This is a genomic window from Nocardia sp. NBC_00403, from assembly GCF_036046055.1.
Lineage (GTDB): Bacteria > Actinomycetota > Actinomycetes > Mycobacteriales > Mycobacteriaceae > Nocardia.
The window spans coordinates 2,749,900-2,767,481 of the sequence record NZ_CP107939.1; the positions used below are offsets into that span (position 1 = coordinate 2,749,900).

Sequence of the window (17,582 nt, forward strand, 5' to 3'; positions counted from 1 at the left end):
CTGTAAACGAGAAAGACAATGTAATGACGAATACTTCCGTGGTCCCGACGACAACGGCGGTCGCCGACTTCGGGATCGACACCACCACGCAGTCCACCGCGGATGCGGTCCGCGAGTATCTGTCCCGGCTGCGCGGCGGCGATATCGGCTCGCTGCCCGCGCTGCTCGGACTTGTCGCGCTCGTCATCATGTTCTCGGCGTTGTCGGATGTGTTCTTCTCGCTCAACAACATCGCGAACCTGCTCGCGCAGGGCGCGGGGCAGACGATCATCGCCATCGGGATCGTCTTCGTGTTGTTGATCGGGGAGATCGACCTGTCGGCGGGCACGGCGTCGGGCGTCGCGGGCGCGGTGCTGGCGATGCACTATGTCGAGAACGGAAACCTGCTCGCCGGCATGGGTTCGACGGTGTTCATCATCTTCGTCGCAATGCTGATACTGGCGGCCGTCCTGGCCGGGCTGCTACGGATCTGGCCCGGCGTCGCGGTGTCGCTGCTCGGTCTCGCGCTGACCGTGTCGGGGCTGGAAGCGAATCCCTGGATCGAGATGCTGCTCGCGGTGTGCGTCGGCACGGCGATCGGCTGCATCACCGGGTTCCTCATCGCCAAGATCGGCATGCCGTCCTTCGTGGTGACCCTCGCGCTGTTCCTGGCGTGGCAGGGTGTGATTCTGCAGCTGATCGGTGAGGGCGGCGTGCTGGGCATCAGCTCCTCGACGGTGCTGGATCGGGTGGCCAACGGCAACCTGTCGACGGTGGGCAGCTGGGCGCTGTTCGTCGTGGCGGCAGGGGGGTATGCGGCGCTCACCATCGGCAGACATGTCTTGCGTTTGCGACGTGGTCTGGTGACCCAGCCGACGCCGCTTGTGGTGGTCAAGGTTTCGGTGTTGACCGTCTTGGCGGCGGTGGCCACCGCCCTGCTCACGATCAACAGATCGCGCAACGACGCCATCGAGATCCGTGGTGTGCCCTACGTTGTGCCGATTGTCTTGGCACTGTTGGTCATCGGGACCTATGTCCTCAACAGGACGACCTATGGCAGGCACATCTACGCGGTCGGCGGCAATCGCGAGGCCGCGCGGCGGGCCGGCATCAATGTCACTCGGATCCGGGCGAGCGTTTTCGTGGTGTGCTCGTCGTGCGCGGCCGTCGGCGCGATCGTGTACTCGTCCAAGGTCGGCTCGGTCGACCCGCAGGCGGGCGGGCTCAACACTTTGCTGTTCGCGGTCGGTGCCGCGGTGATCGGCGGCACCTCGCTGTTCGGCGGCAAGGGCCGGGTCGCGGACGCGGTGATCGGCGGCACGGTGCTCGCCGTCGTCGCCAATGGGCTCGGGCTGCTCGAGCAGCCCGCCGCGGTGGTCGCCATCGTCACCGGTCTGGTGCTGTTGCTGGCCGCAACCGTCGACGCGCTGACGCGCCGCCGTGCGGCCACTACGGAAGGTTGAGTGCGGGTGATGGTATCCCTGAGGGCATGACCAGCCCCGCCGTCGCCCGCCCTGACGAGTTGCGACGCGTCAACCGGGCGATCCTGCTGCGCCGGTTGCACGCGGGCGGCCCGGCGACGCGGGCGGCCTTGGCAACGGAACTCGGTCTCAACCGTTCCACCATCAAGATGCTGGTGGACGGGCTTGCCGAGACCGGAGTGGTGGAGGAGCGGGTGCCTCGGCTCGCGCGTGGTGCGGGCAGACCGTCACTGCTGGTGCTGCCGCAACCGCAGGCGGTGGTCGTGCTGGCGGTGGATGTGCAGGTGGAGCATGTCGGGATCGCGTTGATCGGGCTCGGTGGCCAGATCCTCGGTCGCGACAGCTGGAATCTGCGTGGGCGGCAACGGGAATCGAGCGAGGTGATGACCCATGTCGCGGAATCCGCGGCGCTGCTCAGCAGCGACCTCGACCTACGCCCCGCCGCCGCCGGTATCTCGGTGCCGGGCGTGGTGCGGCGCTCCGACGGGTATGTGCACGATGCGGCCAACCTCAATTGGGTCGATGTCGCGCTCGGCGATCGGATGACCACGCTGCTCGGGGTTCCCGTTGTCGTCGGCAACGATGCGGAGTTCGGTGCGCTGGCCGAGCATCTGCGCGGCGTCGGGCGTGGTGTTTCGGACGCGGTCTTCGTGTCGGCGGACATCGGCGTCGGTGGGGGACTGATCGCGCAGGGTTCGCTATTGCGCGGTGCGGCAGGGTATCTCGGCGAGATCGGCCATATGACCGTGCGGCCGGGTGGCCGCCCGTGCCACTGTGGCAACGAGGGCTGCTGGGAGACCGAGGTCGGCGAGGCCGCGCTGACCAGAGCGCTCGGCCTTGCCGCGGACAGCCCGCGCGGCGCGATTGTCGCGGAACTGCGTGAGCTGGAACGCAATTACGACGCGGTCGACCGACTCGGCGAATACATCGACTGGCTCGCTCTCGGTCTGGTGAACGTGGTCAACATCCTCGGCCCCGAACTCGTCGTCCTCGGCGACCTGCTCACCGCGTTGCCCGACGCCGTTGTGGAGCGGGCCGCCGAGCAGGTGCGTCGCCGCAGCATGGTGAGCCGGGCGATCGGTGGCGTTCGAGTCGAAAAGTCTTCTCTCGGACCGGATCTGAAACTTCTCGGTGCGGCGGAAGCGGCATTCGAGGGAGTTCTCGGCACGGTCTGAGCGCCGCTGCGCACCGCTGTGACCGGCCGGCTCGTCGGCTGCTCGAATCAATACACCCGAGTGTCAACGCCTTCGGCCGACCCCGCACCCGAGCGGTCGCTTGGCCTGCTGACCTGCAGCTTTACTTGCATCGAGATCCGTGACATGCTATCGCGATTCGATCGCGGGGGTCGCGATCAGGGGCGAGGGGGTTGTTGTATGGACAGGTATCCCAGGTCGTTGTCGCGCGCGCCACGAAGCGAGCCACCGCTGCGGCCGTGCCGGCCATCGCGTCGAACAACGGGATTCGATGAGCTGCCATCGCCGCCACGCGAGCGGATGTGCCGTGCCCGCCCTTCGGTGGATCCGGCCGGTGCCCGCCGGGCAGCCGGTCTGTCGGCCGCCGAGAGCACGATTCTCGAAGTGGATTCGGCGACAAAACTATTCGCGGATCGAACACTGCGGCTCACCCTCGAAGTGCTCGATCACCGTCGACCGGTCGCACAGCTGGCCGCGGTCGCCGAGCCTGCGGTGCTGTCCGCGGTGCGGACTCTGGTCAGAGCCGACCTGGCGCCAGGGCGCACCCTGGGCGCGGCGGTGCTGACCAGAGTGGACGTGGTCATGGTCGATGCCGCCGCCGCGGAAGTGTGCGCCGCCTACGACCGCGGCACCCGCCACTTCGCGCTGGCTGCCCGCATCACCCGCACGCGTGCCAAGGGCTGGCGTTTGAGTGCGCTGCGGCTGTTTTGACCGCAAACCGATCGAGGAGCAGGGCACAGAGCTTCAGCCGTTCTGCCGGAAACCGTTGCCGTCGAACATTTCCTGAGCGCGTTGCGTGTCCATGTACTCGCGGACCCGGTGGATGCGGCCGTCGGAGAGTTCGAAGATGAAGCAGTAGTCGTTGTCGTAGGGGCGGCCGTTCATCAGGGTTGCTCGCATTCGGGTCTCGACTACGACGGTCGTGTCGGTCGCGGTGACTGCTGTGAAGTCCACTTGCCGGTCGGCTACGAACACCGCGGGGAATTCGGTGGTCAGGAAATGCACGACGCGGTCTCGGCCGATGAGGTGGCTGATGCCGTCGAGTGCGCGGGCGGTGGCGTTGTGGGGCGGGGCCAGCCATTCGATGTCGGGGGTGAGGATGGCGGCGATTCGTTCGGGGTTTCGGGTGGCGAACTCGCGCCAGGCCCGCAGGATGAATTCTGTGCTCGTCGTTGCGTCCATGCGGGCAATCCTGGGTGGTGTGCGGCTACCGATCTCGCCATATTCGGACACGGTGGCAGGCGTGTCCGAATATGTCTGGTCGGTGGGCCGGGCTGCGTGCAGACTTCGGATATGGGAGCGTTCCAGGCCGTCGTCACGACGGGCATCTACTGCCTGCCGCCGTGTCCGGGACGTCCGCTGCCGTCGAACGTCGTGCCCTTTCCCTCGCAGGCCGGAGCGGAAGCGGCAGGCTTTCGCGCCTGCCACCGCTGTAGGCCGTATCGGGCCGCGGCCGAACCTGCGCAGACCTCCGAATTGGTGTGCCGCGCCATCGATCTCATTGCCGAGGGCGCGCTGGATGTGGGCAGCGAGGCAGCGCTCGCCGCCCAGCTCGCGGTGTCGCAGCGGCATCTGCGTCGGATGTTCCACGAACAGGTCGGCGCAACACCCGATCAGCTCGCGCGCTCCCGGCGGGCACATTTCGCCAGGCGACTGCTGGACGACACCGACCTGTCGGCCACCGATATCGCCTTCGCCGCCGGTTTCGGCAGTCTCCGCCAGTTCAATCGAGTCATGACCGCGACCTTCCGCGCCGCGCCGCTCGAACTGCGCCGCCGCCGACGCCGTGCGGATCGGCTTGTTGCCGACGGTGGACTCGCCCTCCGTGTGCCGTTGCCCGCACCCGTCGACCTCGGCCGACGGCTTTCGCAGCTGGCTTGCCACACGATCCGCGGCGTCGAGAAGGCCACGAAGACGGTCTACCGGCGTACGGTGCGCGTCGACGGCGATCCGGGAGTGATCGAGATCAGCGCGGCCGGGCCTGCCGATGCGCTGCTGATCGCCCACCTACCGCGTATCGAGGGACTCATCCATCAGGTGGACCAGGTGCGGCGTTTCCTCGATGGACGCGCGTGGGATCCGTTCGAGGCCGGTGTCCGCGCCATCGTGGCCGACCACGTCGGCGCGGCAGCGGCTCCGGCCGTCCTCGGTGAAATCGTCACAGAGTACGGCGCACCGGTCGCCGGGCTGGGACAGTTCGGGCTCGGACGCCTGTTCCCGACGCCGGCCGATCTGCGGGAATTCGGCGGCGTCGACGTCGAGTGCGCGCGGGCTATACGCGACCACAGCCGGCATTTCGGCCCGGAGCGGACGGCAGCCGCTTGTCACGGTGTCCGTTGATCGCGCAGCAGTTCGACGACGGTGGCGCGTGCGCCGCGGGTGTGCAGGCTTGCCAATGCCGCGCGGTAGGCGGCGACGAAGCGGGGCTCGTCGATCAGGTTGCCGAATACCGATCGGTCGGAGAGGAATACGGTCGGGTCGTCGCGCTGGCGGCGGGCAAGCGCCATCAGGCGATCGCGCAGCGGATCCACGACATCGATCGGTGCACCGCCCTCATCGACTCCTTCGCAGTAGCGTGCCCACCCCGCTATTACTGTTGCGGCGCAAGCTATTGTGCCGTCGGTGGCCAACTGGCTGCGCAGCACCGGCAGCAGCCACTTCGGTATCCGGTCGGAAGACTCCGCGCACAGCCGGGCCACAGTGTCGCCGATCGCGGCATTGGAGAACCGTTCGATGAGAGTGTCCCGGTAGGTGTCGAGGTCGATACCGGGGACGGGAAGCAACGTCGGTCGGGCTTCCTCGTCCATATATCTGAGCAGGAACCGCCGGAACGCTTCGTCCTGAACCACCTCGTGCACCAGTCGATATCCGGTCAGATGCCCGAGATAACACAGCGCCTGATGGCTGGCGTTCAACATCCGCAGCTTCATCAATTCGTAGGGCGCGACGTCTTCGACCAGCTGCACGCCGACCCTGCCGAAATCGGGGCGGCCCAGCGTGAACTTGTCTTCGAGCACCCATTGGAGGAACGGCTCGGTCACCACCGGCCACCCGTCTTCGATGCCGAAACGGTCGGTGAGCTCGGCCCTCATGGCAGCGGTTGTCGCCGGGGTGATCCGATCGACCATCGAATTCGGAAACGCGCCTTCGCGGTCCAGCCAGTCCGCCAGTGCCGGATCGCGTAGGCGGGCGAAGGCGGTGAAGCAGTTTCGAGCAACATGGCCGTTACCCTGAATGTTGTCGCACGACATGATCGTGAATGGCGCCGTGCCACGTGCCATGCGCCGCGAAAGTGCCTCGGTGACAAGGCCGAACACCGTCGCCGGGACGGCTCCCGGCGCGAGATCGGCGCGGACGGCAGGATTCGCCGCATCGAACGCGCCGGTGGTCGCGGAGATGTTGTATCCACCCTCGGTGATGGTCAGCGAGACGATGCGAGTGGCCGGGTCGGCGAGCTTCTCGACGACCGCTTCGGGATCGTCCGGGGCGAAGAGGTACTCGATAATCGAGCCGACGACCCGCGGCGTCCAAGCGCCGTCGGGTTCGGTGACGCACAGGGTGTACAGGCAGTCCTGCTCGGCCATCACCTCGCTCATCCGGCGATCCTTGGCGAGCACGCCGACCCCGCAGATTCCCCACTCCCGGGCGGCACCCGATTCGAGGAGCAGGTCGAGATATCGCGCCTGGTGGGCCCGATGAAAGCCGCCGACACCGAAATGCACTATGCCGGTGCGTATTTCGGTGCGTTCATAAGTGAGTGTCGATATCGCAGCGCCGAGATAGGACAGAGTCTGCGAATTGAGCCCGGTCATTACCTGAACCGATCCGGTGTCGTCTGCGTCACATAATGAATGATAGCGGCCGGTCTGCTACCGAGCTCGGACTGCGCAGCTCGCCGGGCGAACCAGGTGTCGCGGGCGCATCCGGCACGCCTGGTTCGCCACCGGTGTCAGCTCAATCGCCGGATATCGCCACGGACCCGGTAGAAGCCGCCGCGTGCCGACTCGGCGACGGCATCGACGACGTAGCGAACGCCCGCTTCGCGAATATCGCGGGGGAACTGGACGTTCCAGGCGCGTTGGTAGCCGGGAGACACGACATGCACCCGCAGATTGCCGCCGTCCTCGACGCACTCCACGACGATGCCGGAGCCCGCGTCCACGGCCACTTCGACGGTCCTGCTCGGAGTTACGGCGGAGATCTCCGGCGCTTTGACCGACAGCGTCTCGGGCAGGACGCCCTGCTCCGCATTGTGGATGGCCGCCTCGCTGACGTCGAGGCAGGCCAGCGTTCCGTTCGTGGTGACCAGGTACAGCTTGTCGTCGTGGTACTGCATGGAGTACGCCGAACCGCAGCCGGTGGCCAGTTTCCACAGGCGTTGACCGCTGGAATCGAAGCAGTAGACCGAGGAGTAGTTGTCACCGGCGAAGACGTAGCGGCCGTCCGGCGAAGTGGCGCAGGAGAATACGGCGGCATCGCACTGATAGGAGCGTTCGGATCGGCCGTTCTTCGCCACCATCCGCACCTGGCGGGTGCTGGTGCCCGCGTAGACCGCGTCGGTCTCCTGCCAGCCGAACAGGACCGGGCCGCCGGTGCGGACATGCCACTGGTGGTTTCCGGTGGTGAGACCATATTTGGTGACGCCGTCGGAATGGCCGTGATAGACGCCGTCCTGGTCGATGCGCACCATCCAGCCCGAGTTCCCGGTGCTACGCCGAGTCCAGAGCGACTCCTCTTCGTGGTCGATCACGGTGATGCCGCCGTCTCGATCGGAGACGCCGAGGATGCCGTCGTGGATGTCGAGCCAGTAGATGTCGACATCGGCGGCGATGTCGTATGCGGCGCGCGGCACCTTGCCGGAAAGGTCGTACACCCTGCCGTCGTCGCATCCGGCATAGATCCAGAAATCATCCGCCACAATGCATTTCACGGCATCGGGCAGACGGAAGCGGCCGGTTACGTCGCCGGCAGGTGTCAAGGTGAACACGTCGCCGTGCTCGTTGCCGACCCAGCAGCGGTGCTCGTCGACGAAGATGCCGAACGCGGCCGCGCCCGAGTCGAAGGTCCACAGCACCGGCGCCGACTTTGCGGTGGAGCGCTGGCTGACGATCGCGCGCCGGGTGACCGGGCGCTTGGTTCGCGCACCCATCACCGCGGGCGCATAGCCTCGCCGCACCTTCGCGCCGACCTTCTTCGCGGCGGCGGCGGCCGCTTTCTCCGCGGTGGTAAAGGAACTCACCTGTATTTGCCCCTGGTCGCCGATGCGCCCGTACCGAATGGTCACCTCGGTGCCCGTCACGGCGACTTCGTAGAACTTGTGTGCCGAACCGCCGTCTTCGGACAGTTCGAGATAGGTAGTGCCCCCGATGGTCATCGCATAGCCCCGCTTTTTTCGTGAGATCAGAACATCTCGAAAGTTAGCAAGGGGCACCGACATTCCCGTGTGACCACCTGCGGCCGACTCGTCATCGGCGTGCGGCCCTGGGTAGGTGGCAATGACGTACCCGGCGTTGTATGGGGCGGGGTGCAGGAGCGATCGAGCGGGCTTCGGCTAGCGGGTGCCGCGCGCGTTGTAGACGGTGAGCCCCTGCTCGGCAGCCATCCGGCCGTAGGCGGCGAAAACCTCGAGTGCCTGCTCGCGCGACACATCGGAGACCACCTCGATACCGCGGTCGTGGAACTGCTCGGCCCAGTCCTCGCGCATCGGGCCCTCGTCGAAGCCGGTCAGCTGCTCCAGCTCCGGTCCTGCACCGGCAACGACCAGGCGTTTCACTCTCGACCACAGGGCGGCGCCATAACACTGGGCGCACGGCCGCCAGTTGACGACGAGCTCACGGTTCGGAGCGCCCGCCGCACCGAGATCCCAGCCCCCGATCCGGGTCTGAGCGAGTGACAGTGCGACGACCTCGGCGTGCGCCGCCGAAAGACCGCTGGCAAGAACGAGATTGACGCCCGCCGAGACGACTTCGCCGGTATCGGTGTCGACGACGAGTGCAGCGAACGGGCCGCCGGAGCCTTCGGCCGGGTTACGTGCGGCGAGCTTGTGCACCAACGACATTCGTTCCTCGTCGGTGCTCAGCGTGTCGGGCGTCGCGCGCAGCTCGTCGAAGACCCAGTCCGGCACGGTGACGCCGTAGGAGCGCGGCATGGTCGAGACGTCCAAGTCGGTGCCCTTCCGCTCGAAGCTGCGGCCGACGAGCTCAGTGCAGTGCGCTGCCCTGCTGCCACTGGTCCCACGGCAGGCCCCAGTCGCCGTTCTGCCAGACCTCGAGCGGCGCACCACCGGTATTGCGGACCTCGACGATGTCGCCGGGTGCCGCGAAGTTGAAGAACCACTGCGCGTTCGCGGGGCTGAGGTTGAGGCAGCCGTGCGAAGTGTTCGTGTTGCCCTGGGCCCACACACTGGACGCCAGCTCGTGCAGATAGATGCCGTCGGTGCTGATCCGGGTCGCCCAGTTGATGGACTCTTTGTAGCCCAACCGCGAGTTGACCGGCAGCCCGAAGGTGGAGGAGTCCATGATCACCGGGTTGGCCTTGTTCATGACCGTGTACACGCCGGGCTGGGTCCAGAACGTGATCGTCTTGCCGCCGACGACCTCGCTGCCGCCCATGCCCATCGAGGTCGGCATGGTGCGGATCAGATTGCCGTTTTCGAAGACCTGGACCTGCTTGGTGTTGTCGTCGGCGATCGACACATGGGAGGGTCCGATGGTGAAGGAGGTTTTGCTGTCCTCCTGGCCGAACAGGCCCTTGCCGAGTTCGGCGCCGAAGATGTTCGCCGCGACGGTCACCTTGGTACCCGGCGCGTAATACTGCTGCGGGCGCCAGTGCGCATTGCGGTTGTCGACCCAGTACCACGAGCCTTCGACGACAGGGGTGGTCGTCACCACCAGCCGTTTCTCCGCGGCGGCCCGATCGGGGATGTCCTCGTCGAAGTGCGCGACGATGACGGTGCCGACGCCGAAGGTGCCACCGTCTGTCAACGGGGTGCCGGCGGTGGTGTTCAGATACGCCTTGGTCTGGTTGTTCGGGGTCAGCGTGGAGAAGGTCGCTGTGGTCGGACCCGTGCGGCCGGTGATCGTGAGCGCCTCGGCGGTGACGGTGTAGGTGTGGCCGTAGCCGAGCGGCTCGGCGGGCTTCCAGGCGGTCTTGTCCGGGGTCAGGATCCCCTCGACAGCTTTGCCCTGCTCGTTCGTCATGGTCACCGAGGTCAACTGACCGTCGCCCGCGCTCACCCGGACCGGGCCGAGCGGGTCGACCTTGCTCGCGCCGTCCCCCGGACTGATGGAGATCCCGGCGGGTGCCTGCTCGGCGGGTCCTGTCGCCTGCGGTGCAGACGAAGAACACGCGGCAACGACCAGAGCCGTCACCAACACAACACCCGCGGCAACACTCGATCGGAAGCGGCGACTCGACATGGATCTCCTATATATCGCCGTACATTCCCAGCGGCGCAGCTCTGGTTACTGTCCCCATCCGTAGTTTACCGGCCGCTGAGGGCTGCCTTTGCCGTCGACAACCGCCCTGAACGATGACTTAGTTCACACAGGGCACCGTGCTGCCGATCTGGGTCGCGACCGGCCTGCCCGAGTCGGGGACGGGCAGATCCGGTGCGATGGTCGGCGCGGCCGAGGCTGTGGCCGAGGCCGGGGTCAGCTCGGTGGGCATCGAGAAATCACTGCCGATGACGACCGTGATGTGGTCGGTCGCGGTGGCCGGCGAGGCCGTCGCGGTCAGTCCGAGGGTTTCGGCCAGCTGGGTGGCATCGGCCTCGGCGCCGGGCCCGTAGCTGATGGTGGATGCAGAACCGTCGGCGTAGGTGCCGTTGCCCACCGCGCCCGGCCGGTAGCCGCGCGTGGCGAGTGCGGCGGAGAGCTTGGCGGCCTGACCGGTTCGGCCGCTCGCATTGTGGACGTCGACGGTGCTCGTCGGGCGGCGGGCCGGGGTCGGCTGCGCCGCGTCGAAGCCGAAGGCGGCCCGCACTTCTTTCTTGATGGCGACCGGATCGACAACGTTGACGTCCTGGCCGTCGACATTGTCGTAGCGCAGCACTGGCAGGGTGCGGAACTCGACCGACATCGAGCCCGCGGACCCGAGGTCGCGGGCGAAATCGAGCAGGTCCCAGCCGCCCGACAGCACCACGTCGCGATGGGCGACCTCCATCAGCTCCGACAGCTTGCCGAGGTTTGTCAGGGTGCCGGTGTCCCTCATCGACTTGGCGACCGAGGTGAGAAAGGCCTGCTGACGATGGGTGCGGTCGAGATCGCCGTTTTCCAGGCCGTGCCGCTGGCGAACGAAGGCGAGTGCGTCGGAGCCGTTCAAGTGCTGCGGGCCCGCGGGAAAGGACGCGCCGGAGTAGTAGCTGTCGTCGACCGCGTGATTCAGACAGACATCGACACCGCCGAGCGCGGTCGCCAAGTCGTAGAAACCGGCGAGCGATATTTCGGCGAACCGGTCGATGGGCACGCCGACGAGGTTGCGGACGGTCTGCACAATGGACGCGCGGCCCGCCTCGCGGCCCTGTCGCTCCAGCGTGACCTGGTCCTTTTCGCCGTTGTTGATCAGCTTGGCCTGGGCGGCGGCCTTTTTCAGGCCGTAGGCCTCCTTGATTTTGGCGTGGTCGTAGCCAGGAATGCCCGACACCGCGACGTAGTCGTCGCGCGGGATGGAGAAGGCGACGATCTTCTTCATATCTGCCGGAATGTGCAGCAGAATCAGCGAATTCGCGTTGTATCCACCGTTGTCGCCGTCGCCCGCGTGTAACTGGTCGAGGATTGCCTTGGGTAGGTCGTTGCCGTTCAGGTCTTTTCGAGTGTCCAGGCCGATCAGCAGGATATTCATGTCGCCACCCGGCGAACGCGGTGCGTCTTCGGGGATGGCTTCGGTGCGGGTGAAGCCGTGCTCGAAATCGGTCTTGGCGGACCAGGCGAATCCGGTGCCGGACAGGACAGCGAGCGCGGCGGCGCAGGCGACCGCTCGGGTCGCGAGCTGCGCGGCGCGGCGACCACGTCGTGGGGGTTCGGTGGCTCGACGAGCCCGTGGCGCGGGTTCGGCCGCGTGCCGCCATCGCGGGGACTGTGCCGCACGCCGGTGCGCCGCCTGCCGGTGCCGGGAGCGCGGCGGGCGCTGCGGCCATCGGCCGTCGACCTCGGCGCCGGGAACAGTGTCGTCGTCCATCATTGCGGCAGCCTTCGTGGCCGGGTCATTCGTCGCCGCCTCAACTTTCGTCTCGACTCGTTCGACACTGCGCACGAGCCGGTGGCTGACCATCCGCGGATGGTTGCCACACTCGATCGATCCAGTGTCACCCGGTCCTGCGATCGTGGCAAGAATCGGACACTGCGCGAGCGACGGCCTTATGCGGTGCGCACGCCGCTGTCGAAATCACCGTCGAGCAAGGCCGCGCCGAGTGTCGTCACCTCGTCGCCGCGCCCGAACGCCTCGGCGGCATTCTGTAAAGCGTAGGAACGGCCGACGGTGCGCGCACCCACATTCGGCTGGGGCCGAAACACCCGGCGTGGTCGGTAGCAACCGCCAATCGGCGCCGGGCTCCACGAGTGGGGCTCGGCGCCGATCGGAAGCCGTTGCGGCGGATTCGGCTTCGAGAGGATTGATCAGCCCTGCAGGCCGACCTCGACCTCGAGGGTGAGGGTGATCTTGTCGCCGATCACGGCGCCGCCGTCGGGCAGCGGCATGTCGATGGTGATGCCGAAGTCCCGGCGGTTGATCACGGTCTTGGCCTCGAAGCCTGCGACCGGGCCGTTGCCCATACCCGGGTTGACGCCGAGGAACTCGACGTCCAGGGAGACCGGCTTGGTGACGCCGCGGATGGTGAAGTTGCCGTCCACCACGAAGCCGTTGCCGTTGACACGGAATCCGGTCGAGGAGAACGTCGCGACGGGGAAGTCCGCGGCGTGGAAGAAGTCCGCGGTGCGCAGGTGGCCGTCGCGCTGCTCGTTGTCGGTGGTCACCGAGTCGACGCGGATCTCGGCATCGGCTTGCGCGGTGCCGTCCTCATTGATGACCAGCTTGCCGGAGAAGTCGGCGAAGCGGCCGCGCACCTTGCTCACCATGAGGTGGCGAACCGAGAAGCCGAGGGTGGAGTGGGCGGAGTCGATCGCCCAGGTGCCTGCGGTCAGGGCGTTGGCGGTGTTGGTTGTCATGCTGTCTCCTAATATGGTTGATTTTTCAATTACTGCGGTGTGAACAGGTGTCCAGCGGTGGTGCTGGGGGGCGGTGCGCCGTTGCACCGGTGGTCAGCTCGCGGTGCCTCCGAGCAATTGCGCGAACGGCACCGGCTCGTCATAGGGATCGGACGGGCGGTCATGGCGAGCTGTGGCCAGTGCATCAGCGAATTCCACTGCTGCACGGTCGATTCGGGCGCTGAGTCCGTCTGCGTCCGCGGACGCCCAGTCTTCGGAGGCCGCGTACACCGAGGTCGGCACTACGACCGAGCGCAGATAGGTGAACATCGGCCGCACGGCGTGCTCGAGTGCGAGCGAGTGGCGGGCGGTGCCGCCGGTCGCGCCGATGAGCACCGGCATTCCGGTGAGCGAATCCGGCTCCAGCACGTCGAAGAAGGTCTTGAACAGGCCGCTGTAGGAGGCATTGAAGATCGGTGTCACGGCGATGATGCCGTCCGCGTCCACAACCGTGCCGATCGTCTCCCGGAGACCGGCCGCCGGGAACCCGGTCACCAGGTTATTGGCCAAATCGAGGGCGTGGTCCCGTAATTCGATGACATCGAACTGCACGGCCCGACCGGACGCCGTCAGCGCCCGATCGGCCGCCGCTGCGAGGCGATCGGCAAGCAGCCGCGTCGAGGACGGTTGCGCCAGCCCGGCCGAGATGACGGCGATGCGAGTCACTGCGCGACCTCCACTTCCGCGTTTCGGGCAGCGACGAGAGCAGCGTGGGTCGGTGCCGAGGGCACATGCTCCGGGCGCAGCGCGTCGAATTCCTTGCGCAGCACGGGGACTACCTCTTCGCCGAGTAGATCCAGTTGTTCCAGCACCGTTTTCAACGGTAGGCCCGCGTGGTCCATCAAGAAGAGTTGGCGCTGATAGTCGCCGAAAGAGTCGCGGAAGCTCAGCGTCTTATCGATGACCTCCTGCGGGCTGCCCACGGTCAGCGGTGTCTGCTCGGTGAAGTCCTCCAGCGCTGGGCCGTGGCCGTAGACCGGCGCATTGTCGAAGTACGGACGGAATTCGCGCACCGCGTCCTGAGAGTTCTTGCGTATGAACACCTGTCCGCCGAGGCCGACGATCGCCTGGTCGGCGGAGCCGTGGCCGTAGTGTTCGTAGCGCCGCCGGTACAGCTCGATCAGCCGCTGGAAGTGTTCCTTCGGCCAGAAGATGTTGTTGGCGAAGAACCCGTCGCCGTAATAGGCAGCCTGCTCGGCGATTTCGGGGCTGCGGATCGACCCGTGCCACACGAACGGCGGCACGCCGTCGAGCGGGCGGGGCGTCGAGGTGAACGACTGCAGCGGCGTGCGGAACTTACCCTCCCAATCGACCACGTCCTCGCGCCAAAGCCGGTGCAGCAGATGGTAATTCTCGATGGCAAGGGGGATGCCGTCGCGAATGTCCTTGCCGAACCAGGGGTAGACCGGCCCGGTGTTGCCGCGCCCGAGCATCAGGTCGACCCGGCCGTCGGCCAGGTGCTGCAACATGGCGAAGTCCTCGGCGATCTTCACCGGATCGTTGGTGGTGATCAGCGTCGTAGAGGTGGACAGTTGCAGCCGCTCTGTCTGTGCGGCGATGTAGCCGAGCATGGTGGTCGGCGACGACGGCACGAACGGCGGGTTGTGGTGCTCACCGGTGGCGAACACGTCGAGGCCGACCTCTTCGGCCTTGCGTGCGATCGTCACCATCGCCTTGATGCGCTCGTGCTCGGTCGGCGTACGACCGGTGGTCGGATCGGTGGTCACGTCCCCGACCGTGAAGATTCCGAACTGCACGACACCTCCTCAATCCAAGTCTTACATCCAGTTGGTGGATGTGGCAACCAATGGAACATGAACGACGGGCCTGCTATTCCGTAGAGCGAGAACGTGGCCCACGTCACTCGAGATGCCGCCGATAAGCAACCTTGGTTGACTGGAATGAAACAGTCAACTAGGGTTGCTTGCATGCCTGATGTTGAACCTCCCGATGCCCAGGGCCCGGCCGATGCGCTTGCGTCGGTTGCGGCGTTGCGTCGCTTGGCCGATCAGGTCGAAGACGCTGCCGTCGAACAGGCGATGCGGGAGGGGTGGAGTTGGCCGCAGGTTGCCGAGGCACTCGGGGTCACCAGGCAGGCGGTACACAAGAAGCATGCCAAGCGGCTCATTGCCGCCGGCGTCGAGTTGCGGAGGCGGGACGCGTAATCGGCGCGGCCCAGGGTCGGGGCGGTGTGCGTCCGCAGGGAGAATCGACGAGCGGGCGCGCATCGGTGCCTATGCGCCGGCGGCTTCTCGCTCGATCTGCTCGGTGGCCTCGCGTTGGATCCGGTCGAACTGTGCGCCCATGGCGGCGGCGAGCGCATTGGCCGCCGACAGCGGGCGGACCATGACCATGAGGTCATCGATCTTGCCGTCGGCATCGAGGTGGATGAAATCGCAGCCGGTGAGCTGTTTGCCGTCGACCTTCGCCTCGAAGACCAAGGCGTGGTCGAGCCCGTTGGTGTCGGTGATCTCGCGAATGTAGTGGAAGTCTTCGAAGACTCGCATCACGCCACGGATGATGGCGGCGGTGATGGCCCGGCCCGGGTACGGCTTGAACGCCACCGGGCTGGTGAAGACGACGTTGTCGGCCAGCAGTGCCTCGATGGCGGCCGCATCGCCGGCTTCGACGGCTTTCCGGAACGGGTGCATGACCCACCTCTCGTAGTCGATGTGTTGAGTATCCGAATCGAACGCTAGCGGGTGCTGCCCCACCGAGCGACTGCATTCGATCACCTCGGCCGGGCGCGCAGCGTTGCACGCCTTCGCAGTCGGCGCACCGAAACCGACCGTGACCGGCGACGAGCTGATAGTGCAGGTCCAACCCCTCGACGCGGAAAACGCCGACGCGATCCGTGCCTCGATGGCCGTGGGCTTGCAATGGGCGCAGGCGGCGGGAGAACATCCGCCGACCGGAGTTCGCGCTGACCGTCATCGACCGTCGCGTCACTGCCCGGTCCTGGTGCGCACGCTCGGTGATAGCGTTCGAACATGCACGATAGCGTGACGATTCGGATGGCTGCGCCTGCCGAAGAGATCTGGGAATTGGTCAGTGACATCACCAATACCGGCCGGTTCAGTCCGGAGACCTTCGGCGCCGAGTGGCTCGGTGGCGCGACCGCACCTGCCGTCGGCGTCAAGTTCCGTGGCCACGTCAACCGCAATGGCTGGGGCCTGAAGTATTGGACGGTCTGCCGGATCGACGCCTGCGAGCCGGGCCGGGAGTTCACCTTCACCGTGCTCGGTCCCGGCGGGGCGGCGCTCAACACCTGGAGCTACCGGTTCGAGACGGTCGATGGCGGCACCGATGTCACCGAGTCGTTCCGGCTCGCCGATATCGTCGGGCTGCGGCTGTACTGGCTGGTGGCCGGTCGGGCGCGCGGGAAGACCAATCGTGATGGAATGCGGAAAACGCTGAGCCGTATCAAGGAGTTCGTCGAGCAGAAGTGAGGCCGCATTGTCGGTGGTTGCAGTACGGCGTCGGTTCGAACCGAACGGGACCCGTCCGGGTATTGCCGCACGCAGTACTCGAACTCCAGCCACGAATGATCGCCTATCCGCGGGACGGTCACGGGCCGAACCGGATGAGGCCCGGATGAGACGGTTTGCGATGACGGCGGTTTCGGCTGTGGCAGTGCTGGTTTCGCCATTGGCCCTGGCATCGGCGTCGAGTGCCGATCCGGCATTCTCGATGCGGGCCCAGGTGTTGCAGGTCGGTCTGGACGAGCTGGTCAAGGACACCTTGGTGCCTGGTGCTCACCGAGCACGGAACCGACACCCAGATCAATAGCGGTGTGGGAGATGTGGCGACCGGCGCGGCTTTCCCGGATAACGCTCAGGTGCGGATAGCCAGCAATACCAAGGCTTTCGTCGCGACGGTGGTGCTGCAATTGGTGGCCGAACATCGAGTGGAACTCGACGCTCCGCTGGAGCGGTATCTCCCGGGTCGGGTCTACGGGCCAGGTGGCGACGGTCGTGTGATCACTGTTCGAAATCTCTTGCAGCACACCGGTGGTATTCCCAACTATCTCGCCTACCTCGACCTCGGTTCCGCTGACGCATTGCGGCGGTCGCGGCCGGCCGACGAGCTGATCCGGCTCGGCCTCGACCATCCGGCCGAGTTCACCCCCGGCTCGGCCTTCGGCTACTCCAACACCAATTATCTGTTGGCAGGGGAGCTGATCGAGCAGGTCACCAGGTCCCCGGTCAGCGTCGAGATCGCCCGCAGAATCCTGGTGCCGCTGGGGCTGGGGCATACCTACTGGCCATTGTTCCCGGTGGAGAACGTGATTCGGCAACCGCATCCGCGCGGGTATCACAACTTCGGTGGCACCCGCGTCGACATCACCGACATCGACCCAGGTTGGGGCCTTTCCGATGGCGCACTGGTGTCCACCGGTGCGGATCTGAACCGATTCTTCATGGCCTTGGTGTCCGGGCGGCTGCTGCCACCTGAAGTGCGGAACGAGATGATGCACACCATCCCCACCAACGAGCCGACCCGGCCCCGCGAGGCGGGTCTGGGCCTGTTCCGTCGCATCAACAGCTGTGGCATGGAGACCTGGGGCCACGGTGGCGCCATGAACGGCTTCCTCGTCTTCGGCGCGGCGACCACCGACCGCGCGGTGACCGTCAGCACGAACGAGCTCACCGGTTTCTTGGTCATGGGCGTATACCTGGGCGCCATGAACGCCCTCGTCGATGCCGCCCTCTGCGGGTAGCGGCGTA

The 17,582-nt window shown here is 66.4% G+C and carries 18 protein-coding genes; 7 read left to right on the plus strand and 11 right to left on the minus strand.

Translation table 11 applies throughout. The annotated features are described in order from the left end of the window. The first annotated feature begins 23 nt into the window (after positions 1-23). The 3 genes from OHQ90_RS12135 to OHQ90_RS12145 all read left to right on the plus strand — a co-directional run bounded on the left by OHQ90_RS12135 (position 24) and on the right by OHQ90_RS12145 (position 3,364). Entirely contained in the window at positions 24-1,442 is a 1,419-nt protein-coding gene (locus OHQ90_RS12135) for a sugar ABC transporter permease (RefSeq protein ID WP_328410093.1), read from the plus strand. A gap of 26 nt (positions 1,443-1,468) precedes the next feature. Continuing rightward, positions 1,469-2,635, plus strand: a complete 1,167-nt coding sequence (locus OHQ90_RS12140; RefSeq protein ID WP_328410095.1) for an ROK family protein — start codon at positions 1,469-1,471, stop codon at positions 2,633-2,635. A gap of 402 nt (positions 2,636-3,037) precedes the next feature. Further along, positions 3,038-3,364, plus strand: a complete 327-nt coding sequence (locus OHQ90_RS12145) for an Rv3235 family protein (RefSeq protein ID WP_328410097.1) — start codon at positions 3,038-3,040, stop codon at positions 3,362-3,364. 33 nt (positions 3,365-3,397) lie between these two features. On the opposite strand, the gene OHQ90_RS12150 is transcribed toward OHQ90_RS12145, so the two are convergent. Beyond that, entirely contained in the window at positions 3,398-3,835 is a 438-nt protein-coding gene (locus OHQ90_RS12150; RefSeq protein WP_328410099.1) for a nuclear transport factor 2 family protein, read from the minus strand. Between the two features lie 111 nt (positions 3,836-3,946). Between OHQ90_RS12150 and OHQ90_RS12155 the strand changes: the two genes are divergently transcribed. Then, the gene (locus OHQ90_RS12155; protein WP_328410101.1) at positions 3,947-4,993 is read left to right on the plus strand and encodes a helix-turn-helix domain-containing protein; all 1,047 of its coding nucleotides are present in this window, start codon (positions 3,947-3,949) and stop codon (positions 4,991-4,993) included. On the opposite strand, the gene OHQ90_RS12160 is transcribed toward OHQ90_RS12155, so the two are convergent. The 9 genes from OHQ90_RS12160 to OHQ90_RS12200 form a co-directional block, all read right to left on the minus strand. Next, entirely contained in the window at positions 4,978-6,465 is a 1,488-nt protein-coding gene (locus tag OHQ90_RS12160) for a mannitol dehydrogenase family protein (protein ID WP_328410103.1), read from the minus strand. The two genes, OHQ90_RS12155 and OHQ90_RS12160, sit on opposite strands and share 16 nt — an antisense overlap. A gap of 137 nt (positions 6,466-6,602) precedes the next feature. After that, a complete protein-coding gene (locus OHQ90_RS12165; RefSeq protein ID WP_328410104.1) occupies positions 6,603-8,027 on the minus strand; it encodes a WGR domain-containing protein in 1,425 nt (474 codons plus the stop codon). Between the two features lie 177 nt (positions 8,028-8,204). Further along, on the minus strand, positions 8,205-8,816 hold the full coding sequence (locus OHQ90_RS12170; RefSeq protein WP_328410106.1) for a nucleoside deaminase: 612 nt from the start codon (positions 8,814-8,816) through the stop codon (positions 8,205-8,207). Between the two features lie 37 nt (positions 8,817-8,853). Then, entirely contained in the window at positions 8,854-10,071 is a 1,218-nt protein-coding gene (locus OHQ90_RS12175; RefSeq protein WP_328410108.1) for a L,D-transpeptidase, read from the minus strand. A gap of 118 nt (positions 10,072-10,189) precedes the next feature. Next, positions 10,190-11,833 (minus strand): LCP family protein, encoded by a 1,644-nt coding sequence (locus tag OHQ90_RS12180; RefSeq protein WP_328410110.1) that lies wholly within the window; start codon positions 11,831-11,833, stop codon positions 10,190-10,192. A 176-nt stretch (positions 11,834-12,009) separates the two neighbouring features. After that, entirely contained in the window at positions 12,010-12,165 is a 156-nt protein-coding gene (locus tag OHQ90_RS12185; RefSeq protein WP_328410112.1) for a hypothetical protein, read from the minus strand. 102 nt (positions 12,166-12,267) lie between these two features. Then, positions 12,268-12,816, minus strand: coding sequence for a YceI family protein (locus tag OHQ90_RS12190; protein WP_328410114.1), 549 nt, complete (start codon positions 12,814-12,816; stop codon positions 12,268-12,270). A 93-nt stretch (positions 12,817-12,909) separates the two neighbouring features. Then, on the minus strand, positions 12,910-13,521 hold the full coding sequence (locus tag OHQ90_RS12195; protein WP_328410116.1) for an FMN reductase: 612 nt from the start codon (positions 13,519-13,521) through the stop codon (positions 12,910-12,912). Beyond that, a complete protein-coding gene (locus tag OHQ90_RS12200; protein WP_328410118.1) occupies positions 13,518-14,612 on the minus strand; it encodes an LLM class flavin-dependent oxidoreductase in 1,095 nt (364 codons plus the stop codon). Before OHQ90_RS12200 ends, OHQ90_RS12195 begins: the two co-directional genes overlap by 4 nt. A gap of 171 nt (positions 14,613-14,783) precedes the next feature. Between OHQ90_RS12200 and OHQ90_RS12205 the strand changes: the two genes are divergently transcribed. After that, positions 14,784-15,020: a hypothetical protein gene (locus OHQ90_RS12205; RefSeq protein WP_328410120.1), complete on the plus strand. Its 237-nt coding sequence runs from the start codon at positions 14,784-14,786 to the stop codon at positions 15,018-15,020. 69 nt (positions 15,021-15,089) lie between these two features. Here OHQ90_RS12205 and OHQ90_RS12210 read toward each other — a convergent pair whose 3' ends face one another. Further along, positions 15,090-15,506: a nuclear transport factor 2 family protein gene (locus OHQ90_RS12210; protein ID WP_328410122.1), complete on the minus strand. Its 417-nt coding sequence runs from the start codon at positions 15,504-15,506 to the stop codon at positions 15,090-15,092. A 339-nt stretch (positions 15,507-15,845) separates the two neighbouring features. Here OHQ90_RS12210 and OHQ90_RS12215 point away from each other — a divergent pair, with 339 nt between their 5' ends. Together OHQ90_RS12215 and OHQ90_RS12220 are read left to right on the plus strand one after the other, a co-directional pair. Then, positions 15,846-16,304 carry an SRPBCC family protein gene (locus tag OHQ90_RS12215; RefSeq protein ID WP_328410124.1) on the plus strand — a complete coding sequence of 153 codons (459 nt, stop codon included), beginning with the start codon at positions 15,846-15,848 and terminating at the stop codon, positions 16,302-16,304. A 302-nt stretch (positions 16,305-16,606) separates the two neighbouring features. Beyond that, positions 16,607-17,575: a serine hydrolase domain-containing protein gene (locus OHQ90_RS12220; RefSeq protein ID WP_328410125.1), complete on the plus strand. Its 969-nt coding sequence runs from the start codon at positions 16,607-16,609 to the stop codon at positions 17,573-17,575. Positions 17,576-17,582 lie beyond the last annotated feature (7 nt).

What these genes read in the sequence shown, in the direction of transcription:
- OHQ90_RS12135 (WP_328410093.1), top strand. Translation starts at nt 24, where the DNA reads ATGACGAATACTTCCGTGGTCCCGACGACAACGGCGGTCGCCGACTTC.
- OHQ90_RS12140 (WP_328410095.1), top strand. Translation starts at nt 1,469, where the DNA reads ATGACCAGCCCCGCCGTCGCCCGCCCTGACGAGTTGCGACGCGTCAAC.
- OHQ90_RS12150 (WP_328410099.1), bottom strand. Translation starts at nt 3,835, where the DNA reads ATGGACGCAACGACGAGCACAGAATTCATCCTGCGGGCCTGGCGCGAG.
- OHQ90_RS12155 (WP_328410101.1), top strand. Translation starts at nt 3,947, where the DNA reads ATGGGAGCGTTCCAGGCCGTCGTCACGACGGGCATCTACTGCCTGCCG.
- OHQ90_RS12160 (WP_328410103.1), bottom strand. Translation starts at nt 6,465, where the DNA reads ATGACCGGGCTCAATTCGCAGACTCTGTCCTATCTCGGCGCTGCGATA.
- OHQ90_RS12165 (WP_328410104.1), bottom strand. Translation starts at nt 8,027, where the DNA reads ATGACCATCGGGGGCACTACCTATCTCGAACTGTCCGAAGACGGCGGT.
- OHQ90_RS12175 (WP_328410108.1), bottom strand. Translation starts at nt 10,071, where the DNA reads ATGTCGAGTCGCCGCTTCCGATCGAGTGTTGCCGCGGGTGTTGTGTTG.
- OHQ90_RS12180 (WP_328410110.1), bottom strand. Translation starts at nt 11,833, where the DNA reads ATGATGGACGACGACACTGTTCCCGGCGCCGAGGTCGACGGCCGATGG.
- OHQ90_RS12190 (WP_328410114.1), bottom strand. Translation starts at nt 12,816, where the DNA reads ATGACAACCAACACCGCCAACGCCCTGACCGCAGGCACCTGGGCGATC.
- OHQ90_RS12205 (WP_328410120.1), top strand. Translation starts at nt 14,784, where the DNA reads ATGCCTGATGTTGAACCTCCCGATGCCCAGGGCCCGGCCGATGCGCTT.
- OHQ90_RS12210 (WP_328410122.1), bottom strand. Translation starts at nt 15,506, where the DNA reads ATGCACCCGTTCCGGAAAGCCGTCGAAGCCGGCGATGCGGCCGCCATC.
- OHQ90_RS12215 (WP_328410124.1), top strand. Translation starts at nt 15,846, where the DNA reads ATGCACGATAGCGTGACGATTCGGATGGCTGCGCCTGCCGAAGAGATC.